The organism is Paenibacillus apis (assembly GCF_018333295.1).
Taxonomy (GTDB): Bacteria; Bacillota; Bacilli; order Paenibacillales; family Paenibacillaceae; genus Fontibacillus; species Fontibacillus antibioticophila.
On sequence record NZ_BORS01000028.1, the window covers coordinates 1 to 12586 of the forward strand.

General features: G+C 50.2%; 10 protein-coding genes. 9 read left to right on the forward strand and 1 reads right to left on the reverse strand.

Features of this window, described 5'->3' with window-relative positions; translation table 11 throughout:
• Positions 1–128 precede the first annotated feature (128 nt).
• Positions 129–476: a helix-turn-helix domain-containing protein gene (locus tag KI362_RS24140; protein ID WP_044477724.1), complete on the reverse strand. Its 348-nt coding sequence runs from the start codon at positions 474–476 to the stop codon at positions 129–131.
• A 123-nt stretch (positions 477–599) separates the two neighbouring features.
• Between KI362_RS24140 and KI362_RS24145 the strand changes: the two genes are divergently transcribed.
• From KI362_RS24145 to polA, 9 genes are all read left to right on the forward strand, one after another.
• Positions 600–1484 carry a glycosyltransferase gene (locus KI362_RS24145; protein WP_301630840.1) on the forward strand — a complete coding sequence of 295 codons (885 nt, stop codon included), beginning with the start codon at positions 600–602 and terminating at the stop codon, positions 1482–1484.
• Between the two features lie 137 nt (positions 1485–1621).
• The gene (locus KI362_RS24150; RefSeq protein ID WP_301630841.1) at positions 1622–2491 is read left to right on the forward strand and encodes an SDR family oxidoreductase; all 870 of its coding nucleotides are present in this window, start codon (positions 1622–1624) and stop codon (positions 2489–2491) included.
• A gap of 219 nt (positions 2492–2710) precedes the next feature.
• Complete coding sequence (locus tag KI362_RS24155; RefSeq protein ID WP_301630842.1) at positions 2711–4285, forward strand: fumarate hydratase; 1575 nt, start codon at positions 2711–2713, stop codon at positions 4283–4285.
• A 4-nt stretch (positions 4286–4289) separates the two neighbouring features.
• On the forward strand, positions 4290–6098 hold the full coding sequence (gene pnpS / locus KI362_RS24160) for a two-component system histidine kinase PnpS (RefSeq protein WP_301630843.1): 1809 nt from the start codon (positions 4290–4292) through the stop codon (positions 6096–6098).
• A gap of 119 nt (positions 6099–6217) precedes the next feature.
• Positions 6218–6949 (forward strand): response regulator transcription factor, encoded by a 732-nt coding sequence (locus tag KI362_RS24165; protein WP_301630844.1) that lies wholly within the window; start codon positions 6218–6220, stop codon positions 6947–6949.
• Positions 6950–7063: 114 nt separating this feature from the next.
• A complete protein-coding gene (locus tag KI362_RS24170) occupies positions 7064–8155 on the forward strand; it encodes a methyl-accepting chemotaxis protein (RefSeq protein WP_301630845.1) in 1092 nt (363 codons plus the stop codon).
• A 147-nt stretch (positions 8156–8302) separates the two neighbouring features.
• The gene (pstB, locus tag KI362_RS24175) at positions 8303–9058 is read left to right on the forward strand and encodes a phosphate ABC transporter ATP-binding protein PstB (RefSeq protein ID WP_301630846.1); all 756 of its coding nucleotides are present in this window, start codon (positions 8303–8305) and stop codon (positions 9056–9058) included.
• Between the two features lie 19 nt (positions 9059–9077).
• The gene (phoU, locus tag KI362_RS24180) at positions 9078–9737 is read left to right on the forward strand and encodes a phosphate signaling complex protein PhoU (protein ID WP_301630847.1); all 660 of its coding nucleotides are present in this window, start codon (positions 9078–9080) and stop codon (positions 9735–9737) included.
• Between the two features lie 139 nt (positions 9738–9876).
• The gene (gene polA, locus KI362_RS24185; RefSeq protein WP_301630848.1) at positions 9877–12546 is read left to right on the forward strand and encodes a DNA polymerase I; all 2670 of its coding nucleotides are present in this window, start codon (positions 9877–9879) and stop codon (positions 12544–12546) included.
• The last annotated feature ends 40 nt before the right edge of the window (positions 12547–12586 follow it).

The window sequence follows — 12586 nt, forward strand, 5'->3', positions numbered from 1 at the left end:
GTAGTCTTCTTGCGATTTACAAAGAACTTCATCCCTAGATGGGATAAACACGGAGGAGCCGGATGCGATGACCCGCATGTCCGGATCTGTGAGAGGCCTATGCGCATGCGCATAGGCCTACTCGATTGTTATTCAGATGGGTTCGTATTCATTTCGTCCAGGTGTGCAAACATCATTTTCAGAATATCCAGGGCCAGCTGTTTTTCCTTTGGGGTTCGGTCGAGCATAATCTGACGGATCTGGTTCATGAATTGGTCGTCACTGATGGCGATAGAATCATGGAGCAGGTAGTCCACCGTTACGCCAAGCTGATTAGCCAGCTTAACCAAGGTGTCAAGGGAAAGGCTCCGTTCTCCTCTTTCAATTTGTCCGATATAGGCATCAGAAACCTCGACTTTTTCAGCGAGTTTTTCCTGAGTCCAATTCATTTTGTGGCGTTCTTCCCGAAGTCTTTTGCCTAGTGCATTGTAGTTCATAGTTCCCCTCCTATATTTACCATAGATAGAATAGCAGGCAAAGATAATAAACTAATTGTTTTGTTTTTATTTACTGACAGCATTAATTGGTTTATTATGGAATTGATAGAAAGGGGAAGAGGTATGACTTTGAACTGTAATATTTCAATTATTTTTACAGTGAAGAACGCTGGAATTGGCTTGTACATGACCATGGAATCACTCAAGGTGACGCGGACGCATCTCCCTTATGAAGTCATTATTGTAGACGAGGGCTCGATCGACGGCTGCTGTGATTTTCTAATGTATTATCATTTTCCAAGCCCTCTGAAATTATTAAAGGGTCGGCCGGGGATTCCGTCCCGCAATCTGGCAGCCGCCCATGCCTCAGGGCAGGTTATTATATTCTGCAACTCCAGTTTGTACTTTGAGGATGATTGCCTCGAGCTGTTATCCAGAAGAATTATGGACGAAGAAGTCGAGGCTCAGTCTCCCCGGATAACCATACAGGCGCATGCGGGCAGCAGCAAGGGTCTGGAGGGCTGCGGAGGAATCCTTGATTCCTTCTCCATGTATCCGCTGCTTTACGAGGGAAGCGATGAATTATGCTGGCTGTCGCCGGATTGCTGGGCTGTGAATCTTATGTGCTTCCGTGATCTGGGAGGCGTCGAGGAAGGGTTCAGCAGCAAGGAGCTGGAGACGGCTGAATTTTCGATAAGGTTATGGTTGTCCGGCGGCAGCTGCAGAATACAGGAGGAAGCAACCTTGACTGCGGTCTACAGGCCTAATTTTTCCTATGAGACGGTAAGCTATCGATGGGAGGATGATCTGCTGCTGCTATCCCATTTGCATTTATCTGATGAGAACATCCATAAGTGCCGGCAGCTGGTGCTGCAGTGTTCAGGCCCGGAGGTATTGCAGCATGAGAGAGAGATTGTAAGGATGGCTGCTTCGTCTCGCTATAAATATGCGTCCCGTCGTAAGCGAGAGGACTCCTGGCTGTTTAACCGATTCAAAGTGGGCGTATAACCGTTCTGTTGTTTGGTTTGCGGGCTGCGGTGGTAATGTACATTTTGAAACGGAATGCACGATAAGCATAAGATTTGCGTGCAGGCCCATCCTAAGAGGTGGATTTCAAAATTGTACGATGAAAGGAGATTACATCGATGTCAGGAAACGGACAGACCAAACAAACGTTGCCTCCTCAACATCAAGACAGACAGCCCGGAATTGAATCTAAAATGAATCCTCAGCCCGAATATGAGGGTAATTATCTTGCAGCCGGCAAGCTTCGCCAAAAGGTTGCGCTGATTACGGGCGGAGACAGCGGAATCGGAAGAGCCGTTGCGGTTGCCTATGCCAAAGAAGGGGCTGACGTAGCCATTGTATACCTGAATGAGCATAGCGATGCCGAGAAGACCAAAGCAGAGGTCGAACAGGAAGGGCGTAAATGTATTCTGATTCCAGGAGATGTCGGGGAAGAGAGCTTTGCGGCTAAAGCAGTCAAGCGAACGGTGGAGGAGCTTGGAGGACTGGATATTCTGGTGAACAATGCGGCAGAACAGCATCCCCAGCCGGGGATTGAAGACATTACCGCAGACCAATTGGAGCGGACGTTCCGGACCAATATTTTCTCCATGTTCTATTTTGTAAATGCTGCATTGCCTCATCTGAGCAGGGGCAGTGCCATTATCAACACCGCATCGGTTACAGCTTACCGGGGGAACCCGTCACTGATTGATTACTCTTCAACCAAGGGAGCGATTGTCAGCTTCACGCGTGCCCTGTCCATGAATATTGTAGGAAAGACAGGGATCCGAGTAAATGCGGTCGCACCAGGTCCCATCTGGACACCTCTGATCCCCTCGACATTTGATGCAGACCAGGTCTCCAAGTTCGGAGGGGACACGCCAATGCAGCGTCCGGGACAACCTGAAGAACTGGCTCCGGCTTATGTGTATCTTGCTTGCGATGATTCCTCTTACATGAGCGGTCAGGTGCTGCATATCAATGGCGGAGAGATAGTTAACGGATAAGAGGCAGGTTCTTACAGCCGACTGTTTGGAGACGTACTTGAATATATACAGCACAAGCTCTCTGCCGGAATGGGATCGGTCCCATGAAAATCGGGCGGAGGGCTTTTTTCATCCTTTAACTTCAAAGTTTGAAATTTGTATATTATTTGAACATTCATTTCGTTACCATGATATTATTAAATTGCATGTAATCAAGATGTGAGAGGAGATCTTTGGCATATGGGTAAATATGAAGAAAGTGTGTATCGGTTAATTGTAGAAACCTCCACCAACCTGCCCGGAGATGTGCGGAGAGCGGTTCAGGAAGGCAAAAACAAGGAAAATCGGGGAACGAGAGCCGGACTTGCTCTATCGACGATTGCTGATAATATTACCATGGCCGAGGAGCAGGTATCTCCAATTTGTCAGGATACCGGGATGCCGACATTCCTGATACATACACCGGTTTTGGTTAATCAGCTTGAACTGAAGCGGGATATTAAGGCGGCCATTAATCGGGCAACGAAGGAAGGCAAGCTGCGTCCGAACTCGGTGGATTCCTTAACCGGGGAGAACAGCGGCGATAACCTGGGACCTGGCACACCGGTGTTTCATTTTGAACAATGGGAAGAGGATTATATTGATTTGCGGCTGATCCTGAAAGGGGGCGGCTGTGAAAATAAAAATATTCAATACAGCCTTCCGGCAGAGCTGGAGGGGCTGGGGAAAGCCGGACGGGATCTGGATGGAGTGCGGAAATGCATCCTGCATGCGATCTATCAGGCCCAGGGACAGGGCTGCAGCGCCGGTTTTATCGGGGTGGGGATCGGAGGCGACCGCACCACGGGCTATGAGCTGGCAAAGCAGCAGCTGTTCCGTATGGTGGATGATGTGAACCCTCATCCGGATCTGGCCCGGCTGGAAGAATATATTATGGAGACAGGGAACCAGCTCGGCATTGGCACGATGGGTTTTGGCGGTGAAGTGACCCTGCTGGGCTGCAAGATCGGTGCAGCAAACCGGCTTCCGGCAAGCTTTTTCGTCTCCGTGGCCTATAATTGCTGGGCATTCCGCCGTCAAGGCATCAAGCTGTCGCCAGAGACCGGAGAGCTGCTCGCTTGGTTGTATCCGGAAGGAAGCGGGTTCGGAATGGACCGAGAGGATGACGCATCGTTACGGCAAGCAGAGGACAATGCGGAAGTGCAAGCACCTCCTTCTGGTGAAACTGCGCAGGGAACCCGCGAGATTTATTTGCAGACCCCGATTACCGAGGAGCAGATACGCTCTTTGCGGGTAGGAGATGTGGTCATCATTCAAGGAGAGATGCATACCGGCAGGGACGCTCTTCATAAATACTTGATCGATCATGATGCGCCGGTTGATCTGAATGGAGCGGTTATTTATCATTGCGGTCCGGTCATGCTGAAGGATGAAGAGGGCTGGCATGTCAAGGCCGCCGGTCCGACAACAAGTATTCGCGAAGAGCCCTACCAGGGAGATATTATCAAGAAGTTCGGCATTCGCGCCGTGATCGGCAAGGGTGGTATGGGGAAGCGCACTTTGGCAGCTCTTCAGGAGCACGGGGCGGTCTATTTGAATGCGATTGGGGGAGCAGCCCAGTACTACGCCAAGTGCTTTAAAAAAGTAAACGGCGTGGACTTTATGGAATTTGGCATCCCGGAAGCGATGTGGCATCTCGAGGTGGAAGGATTTGCAGCTATAGTCACTATGGATTCGCATGGGAATAGTCTTCACGCCGGCGTAGAGCAGGCATCCCTGGAGAAGCTATCGATGTTTAAGGAAGCGGTGTTCTAATAAAATGAGGACTTTTCGCAGACGGCTTACACTGATCATGATGAGCCTGGTCGGCATTTCGATGCTGGCAGCCGGAGTAACGATGGCTCAGGTCTATAAGGACTCGCATATACGCGCATTAAAGGAAAATATGGCCCGGGAAATTTTACTGCTGGAGAGCACCTTTGATTTCTTGCCGATGGACAGCGCTGAAGCATCCGACTATTACACGGCAAAAGCCCGTGAATTGGAGGACGTAACCGATTCCCGGGTCACCTTCATCATGCGGGATGGAACGGTCGTCGGGGATTCCGAGATGACTTCCGCGGAAATGGATAACCATGCTCATCGGGAAGAAATTGAATCCTCGGTAAGGGATAAGATCGGCAGCGCAATTCGCTACAGTGAGACTATTGGCGAGGATATGCTCTACGTGGCACATGGGGTTACTTCAGCGAACGGGAACTTCGACGGGTTTATCCGGCTGTCTATGAGTCTGGCTGCGGTAGGGCAGGAAATGAATAAAGGCTGGTACTACATGGGCGGAGGGCTAATGATTTTGTTCCTGGTTGCGGCCTTCGTCAGCTTCCGGGTAGCGGCGGGATTGACCCGGCCTCTGGAGAAAATAACTCGTGTGGCGAACCGGATATCACGGCTGGAATATGATGCGCGAGTGGATCTGTACCGACGGGATGAGATCGGACAGCTTGGAGCCGCCATTAATGGGATGGCCGACAGCCTTCAGCAGCAGCTAAAGGTCATTCGCGATAATGAGGAATTAATGGAAAGCGTCCTTGCGAATATGACCGGGGGCATCATCATGATCGACAGCTCCGGCAATATTGCCCTGCTTAATCGGGTAGCAGAGAAGATCATGCATGTGAGCTCTGATCAGATTCAAGGGAAATCGTATCAGGTCTTGAAGCGGAATTACGAGCTGCTTAAGTTTGTAGAAGAAGGAATTACACGTCAGGAATTTCTTCGTGAAGAACGAACGATCTACAATCCGGAGGAGCGGATTCTTCAGCTGGACGCGGTTCCGATGTTCGAGGATGACGACAGCTATAAAGGATTGCTGGTGCATTTGCAGGATGTCACGGAAATTCGCCGGCTGGAGCGGATGCGAAGTGAATTTGTTGCCAATGTATCCCATGAATTGAAGACCCCGATTGCTGCGGTCAAAGGTTTTGCCGAGACGCTGCTTGCGGGCGGGGTGGCGGATAAGGAGACGGAGCGATCCTTCCTTCAGATTATTCATGATGAAGGAGAACGCCTGAATCGCTTGATCGGTGACATTCTGGAGCTGTCGAAGATTGAATCCAAGCGCGCACCGCTCGAATATGCGCCTGTGCATCTTAAGGACTTGTTCGACAATATTATTGAAATGCTGGGCTCTTCGGCTGCTAAGAAGAATATCAGTCTCAACCATTATATTCCCGAGCATTTATTTATGGAGGGAGACGAGGACCGGCTTCGGCAGATTTTCGTTAATCTGCTGTCAAACGCGATCAGCTACACGCAAGAGGGCGGGAAGGTCAGAATTGATTGCGAAATCACGGGGACGCCGGATGAGGAAAAGATCACAATTACCATTAACGATACCGGAATCGGTATCCCTAAAAAGGACCTGCCGCGAATATTCGAGCGCTTCTACCGTGTAGATAAGGCTCGCTCGCGCAGCTCAGGCGGTACGGGGTTAGGCCTTTCTATCGTCAAGCATCTTGTTGAGCTGCATCGGGGTACAATACGGGTAGAAAGTAAAATCGGGGAAGGGTCTTCGTTCATCCTGGAGCTTCCGATTATGCAGCATACCTCAGAGACGGGCTCAATTTGATGAACGTGGATCGTTGTTAGGTATTTTACACCCCGTTAACAATTCCGTGATATGCTTGGCATGTTCAGCGCTTTGTCTATGACGAAGCGACAGGTTGAATAAAAGAAGGGGGAAACAGCGTGACTCAACGATTGTTGGTCATTGAAGACGAACCGACACTGTCGAGGCTGCTATCTTATAACTTAAGCAGTGAGGGCTTTGAGGTTATTGTTGCTGATCATGGCCAAATCGGCTATGATACCGCGAAGAGTCAGGAGTTCGATCTGATTCTGCTTGATTTGATGCTTCCAGGGATGAACGGAATCGAGATTTTGTCCAAGCTTCGCGGGGAGGGCAGCAAGACACCGGTCATCATTCTGACGGCAAAAAATGCGGAGGAAGAGGTCGTGCAGGGGTTAAAGGCCGGTGCCGATGATTACATTACGAAGCCCTTCGGTGTTGCAGAGCTGTTGGCCAGAGTAACGGCGGTCCTTCGGCGCACAAGCGGCGGGCATGAAGATCGGGAGCCTTCTCTGGAAGAACGGGAGGATGCCCAGATTACGCTGGGACCGTTATCCATCTATCCTGAGAAATACGAAGTCACACTGAACGGGGAAGCTATCGTACTCAGACCTAAGGAGTTTGAAGTGCTGCTCTATCTGGCGCGGAAGCCTGGAGTCGTTATGACTCGGGATGACCTGATGAACGCCGTTTGGGGCTTTGATTATATCGGAGGACAGCGTACCGTCGATGTTCATGTCAGCTCGCTGCGCAAGAAGCTGGAGCTGGATCCGGGATCGGTATATATCGATTCAATTCGGGGAGTGGGATACAAGCTAGTTGTGAACAAAAAGAAAACCGTCCATCATTGAGACCCATTGATGGACGGTTTTTCACTTTTTTCAGCCAGGGACTTTATTCTCCGCTAACAATTGTCGACTATCCTCTGAAAAGAGAGTGTATTCCGTACATAGGGAGTGGTGGTCGTGGCAAACCTGACCGTTATGGAGAGACCTGCTGTCGTGGTGAACGTGGCTGATTTTAGCAGGAACGTTCCAGTAATACGCGGAGATCAGAAGTGCAGCGATGTATTGAACATGTTCAAGCGGGATTCCGAGCTTCCGTGCCTCGTCATTTGTGACCAAGGGGAACGCCCTCGTGGCCTTGTTATGAGGGATTATTTCTATCGGCATCTTACAGGCAGATTTGCGCCGGATTTATTCTATGAGCGTCCTGTACGTGATTTTGCCCAACCGGAGTATGCGGTATATGAAATATCCACGCCCCCAGGAGAGCTGTTGGACCACGCGCTTCATCGGACCGGGCATTTGTTCTATGACAGTTTGATTTTAACGCAGGACGGGAAATACTATGGGGTAATGACACTGCAGGATTTGATGCTTCTCTCGAGAAAATTACAACAGGAAGCCGAGGCTGAACGGCAAAACACGTTGCAACGGAGCGTTACGCTGGTTGAAGATATCGGAAGAACCGTCGTTCAGGCCTCTGAGGCTTCAGAAAGAAGTCTGGAGGAAACGCAGCAAATGTCGAGGCTTGCATTGGAAGGTCGAGAAGAACTGGAAGAGGTCACTGAAGCGTTTAATCGTGTGAAAAAAGTCACATTATCTCAACAAAACCAAGTGGATGAGTTGTCTTCCTGCTCACAGGATATTTCTCGAATCGCAGCGCAAATTCGTGAACTTGCAGAACTGAGCGGTATTCTGGCTCTCAATGCTTCGATTGAAGCCTCGCGGGCAGGAGAGCATGGACGCGGATTCGCAGTCGTGGCAGAGGAAGTACACCGGCTTGCTAAAGAGACCAAGCAATTGTCGGGAAATATTGAAGAGACCCTGGACAGGGTGGGTGAGCTTGTAAAGGCGACGGATCAATCGATGCGCGTCACCAGTGGGGAATTGGAGCAGAGTCAGACCCATGTTGTCCAGGCGGGCGATACCTTTGGGCAACTGGTTGAATCGGTGCGGAGAACCGAGCGAACAGGCCGGGAGTCTGCGTCAGCCACGATTCAAGCGCTCAAGATGACAGAGATGGTGAATAAAGAGCTCACTGCATTGTCGTGAAATTTTACACTGCGTTAACATTTAGGCTCATCCCGCTTTACATAGCTTATGTAAAATCAATATGAAACAATCGAACCAAGCATCGGTACAGGTCCCAATGACAATTGAGGCCTTGCTTCGCATGTAACTTCTTATGGTGGTGAAGGCATGTCAACAATCATCCGAATCAATAACTTGAAACTGTATTACGATCAATTCCTCGCCTTGAAGGACGTATCACTGGATATTCCCGAGAAGGCAATTACTGCGTTCATCGGACCATCGGGATGCGGGAAGTCAACCCTTCTGCGGACCTTGAACCGAATGAACGATATGATCCCTGCCACGCGGATTGAGGGTTCTGTTCAAATTGCCGGTTCCGAGGTGTATGGTGAGGATGTTCAAGTGGAAACCTTGCGCAAGCAGGTCGGTATGGTGTTCCAGCAGCCGAATCCGTTTCCGAAATCAATATATGATAATGTCGCCTACGGACCTAGGCTTCATGGCTCTCCTGGCAAGGCGGAGCTTGATGAACTGGTGGAGCAAAGCTTGCGCCAGGCAGCATTATGGGATGAAGTGAAGGACTTCCAGAAGCGCTCGGCGCTAAGCCTGTCCGGCGGGCAGCAGCAGAGATTGTGCATCGCTCGCGCCATTGCAGTGCAGCCCCAAATTCTGCTGATGGATGAGGCGACTTCCGCACTTGATCCAATCTCTACGCTGAAGATTGAGGAATTAGTTCAGGAGTTGAAGAGTAAGTATACTATTGTGATGGTTACGCATAACATGCATCAAGCTGCCCGCATTTCGGACCGCACGGTATTTTTCCTGAATGGAGAAATTATTGAGGCGGACGATACGCGCAAGCTGTTCTCAACTCCATCGGATTCGCGCACAGAAGATTACATTTCCGGACGATTCGGATAACCTAAGGAGGCAGCTGTACATGATACAAAGAAAAGATTTCGATCAAAGCTTGGAGGAATTGCGGCAGCTGCTGCTGAAGATGGGCAAGCATGTAGAGAACACTTTGAGCGAGTCGATCTCTGCCCTTCAAAATCTGGATGAGCCTAAAGCTCGAGCCATTATCGAGAAGGATGTCGAGTTGAACGAAATGGAAGAAGAGGTTATGGATCTGGGAGAACGGCTTATTGTGACACAGCAGCCGGTCGCGAAGGACCTGCGGCGGATTATCGTCGCTTTTAAAATCTCGAGTGATCTGGAACGCATGGGAGACCTGGCAATTGATATATCCAAGGTAACCTTGCGCCTGAAGGGTGAAGCCTTAATCAAGCCTTTGGTCGACATTCCCAAGATGGCCGAATTGGCCAATGAGATGGTTCAGGAATCCTTGCAGTCTTATCTTGACGAGAACACGGATCTTGCTTATAAGATGGCCAAGGATGATGACGAGATTGACCATTTGTACAGCCAGATCATTCGCGATCTGTACACGTATATGACAGCGCATCCGGAGTCCTTGCATCAGGCAATCCACCTTACTTTGGTAGGACGTTATATTGAGCGGATTGCTGATCATGCGACGAATATCGGAGAGAGCACGGTTTATCTGGTGACTGGGCATCGCCCGGACTTGAACGTATAAACGGGATACAAAATTTGGAATAACCCCTCACGGCTTGCTGTGGCGGGTTATTCTTTTTTTGCTTATGCTATTTGTTTTTGGCAAAAGGGAACCATGTGTTAGAATAGAACGAGGAGTATGCTGAAGGAGAAGGTGTCACATGGATAAATTGATTCTGATTGACGGCAACAGTGTTATTTACCGCGCTTTTTTTGCGATGCCGCCGCTTACCAATTCCAGCGGTCTGCATACGAATGCTGTATACGGCTTCACCAATATGATGCTTCGGCTCATTCAAGAACAGAAGCCAACACACCTTCTGGTTGCCTTTGATGCAGGCAAGCAGACCTTTCGGCATGAAGGCTATCAGGAATATAAAGGCGGCCGGGAGAAGACACCGCCGGAGCTTTCGGAGCAATTTCCGTTATTGCGGGAGCTGCTGGAGAGCTTTGGCATTTCTTGGTTTGAGCTTGCGGGCTATGAGGCGGACGATATCATCGGTACGCTGAGCCGGCTGGGCGAGGAATCAGGACTTGAAGTGCTGGTTGTCACCGGTGATAAGGACATGCTTCAGGTTGTAAGCGACAAGGTCACGGTAGCATTGACCCGTAAGGGCATTAGCGAGGTCGAGCCTTATGGCCCGAAGGAAATTGAAGAGAAATACGGATTGACTCCGTTGCAAATTATTGATTTGAAAGGTCTGATGGGCGATGCGTCAGACAATATTCCCGGCGTTCCCGGGATTGGCGAGAAGACAGCGCTGAAGCTTCTCCATCAATTTGGTTCTGTGGAGGAAGTGCTTGCTCGTACCGATGAATTAAAAGGCAAGATGAAAGAAAACCTGGTCAATCATGCGGAGGATGCGGTGATGAGCAAAAGGCTTGCTACGATTCACCGCGAAGTGCCGATCGATCGGGCTTGGGATACGATGACGTTCAACGGCTTTAAGGAAGAGACCGCTGTTCCTATGCTACGTAAGCTGGAGTTTAAGTCGCTTCTTGAACGCTTGAATTTCAGCGGCAGCGAAGGCGATGGACAAGCGGATGGAACAGCAGCTGAGGCCTCGCAAGTGCAAGTGGATGTTACGATCGTGGAGTCTGCTTCCTTGAAGGAACTTGAAGCGGTCTTGCCTGAAATCGCGGGGCTGCACGTAGAAAGCCGCGGGGACAATCCTCATCAGGCAGAGCTGCTCGGCATGGTGCTCTCAACCAAAGAGCGGCATTTCTTTCTGCAGCCCGAGGTGTTGAAGAGCGAAGAAGCGGAAGCGGTTCGGGCATGGTTGGCGGATGAGCAAGCTCCCAAGCGGGGTTATGATCTGCATCGCGCAGACCTAACCTTGTTCTGGCACGGAATTCCGTTTGCCGGAGCAGAATTCGATATCCAGTTGGCAGCGTATCTGCTTGATCCGACCGAGAGTGATCAGACGCTAAGCGCATTGTCTGCCAAATACAATCTGGCCCCCTTGCCATCCGATGATGAGGTGCTGGGCAAGGGAGCGAAGTTCAAGGTTCCGGATCTGGAGATTTTCAGCACTCATCTGGCTCGAAAGAGTGCGGCGGCGATTAGCATCGTGCCGGAGCAGCGAGCTGCGCTAGAACAGAATGAGATGCACAAGCTTTTCTATGAACTAGAAATGCCGCTGTCACGTATCCTGGCGGATATGGAGAAGCAGGGCGTGGCCGTTGACCGGGAAAGCCTCATGCAGTTGGGACAAGAGTTTGAAGCTCAGATCGCGAAGCTGGTATCGCAAATTTATGAGATTGCAGGTATCGAGTTCAATCTGAACTCACCGAAGCAGCTAGGGGAAATTCTGTTCGACAAGCTGGGACTTCCTGTGATCAAGAAGACGAAGACGGGATATTCAACCGATGCTGAGGTGCTGGAGAAGCTGGCACCGTATCATGAAATTGTCCAGTATATCTTGGAATACCGGCAGCTTGCCAAGCTGCAATCGACTTATGTAGAAGGGCTTCTTAAGGAAATTCGCAGTGAGACGGGGAAGGTGCATACCTATTTCCGTCAGACCATTGCAGCAACCGGACGTCTGAGCAGCCAGTTCCCGAATTTGCAGAATATTCCGATTCGGATGGAAGAAGGGCGGAAGATCCGCAAAGTATTTGTCCCTTCCGAGGAAGGCTGGTATATTCTCGGTGCCGATTATTCGCAGATTGAATTGCGGGTGCTTGCGCATATTTCGGGGGATAAAGGCTTGCAGGAAGCATTTCTCCATGACATGGACATTCATACCAAGACGGCAATGGATGTGTTCAGGGTATCCTCGGACCAGGTTGATGCCAATATGAGACGTTCCGCCAAAGCGGTTAATTTCGGGATTGTCTACGGAATCAGTGATTACGGCCTGTCACAAAACCTGAACATTACCCGGAAAGAAGCAGCGCGGTTTATCGATCAATATTTCGATGCCTTCCAGGGTGTGCGGAAGTATATGGATGATATTGTCCGGGATGCCAAGCGGGATGGCTATGTGAAGACCCTGCTGGAGCGCAGACGATATCTGCCTGAAATTAACGCATCGAACTTCAATCTTCGGTCGTTTGCTGAGCGAACAGCCATGAACACGCCTATCCAGGGGACGGCGGCCGATATTATCAAGCTGGCGATGGTGCTGATGGATACAGCCCTTAGCAGCCATGGCTTGAAGAGCCGAATGCTCCTTCAGGTGCATGACGAACTTGTCTTTGAGGTGCCGCCCGAGGAGCTGGAGCTGATGAGCAAGCTGGTCCCCGAGACGATGGAGAAGGCGCTGAAGCTATCCGTGCCGCTTAAGGCTGAAGTAAGCAGCGGGTGGAACTGGTATGAAGCAAAGTGAGAAATGTGATGTTTTTCTAACCATAGATAAGAGGTGAATG

Excerpts from the sequence above, each read along its gene's own strand:
- pnpS (WP_301630843.1), top strand. The coding sequence starts at position 4,290 with ATGAGGACTTTTCGCAGACGGCTTACACTGATCATGATGAGCCTGGTC.
- KI362_RS24155 (WP_301630842.1), top strand. The coding sequence starts at position 2,711 with ATGGGTAAATATGAAGAAAGTGTGTATCGGTTAATTGTAGAAACCTCC.
- pstB (WP_301630846.1), top strand. The coding sequence starts at position 8,303 with ATGTCAACAATCATCCGAATCAATAACTTGAAACTGTATTACGATCAA.
- phoU (WP_301630847.1), top strand. The coding sequence starts at position 9,078 with ATGATACAAAGAAAAGATTTCGATCAAAGCTTGGAGGAATTGCGGCAG.
- polA (WP_301630848.1), top strand. The coding sequence starts at position 9,877 with ATGGATAAATTGATTCTGATTGACGGCAACAGTGTTATTTACCGCGCT.
- KI362_RS24140 (WP_044477724.1), bottom strand. The coding sequence starts at position 476 with ATGAACTACAATGCACTAGGCAAAAGACTTCGGGAAGAACGCCACAAA.
- KI362_RS24145 (WP_301630840.1), top strand. The coding sequence starts at position 600 with ATGACTTTGAACTGTAATATTTCAATTATTTTTACAGTGAAGAACGCT.
- KI362_RS24150 (WP_301630841.1), top strand. The coding sequence starts at position 1,622 with ATGTCAGGAAACGGACAGACCAAACAAACGTTGCCTCCTCAACATCAA.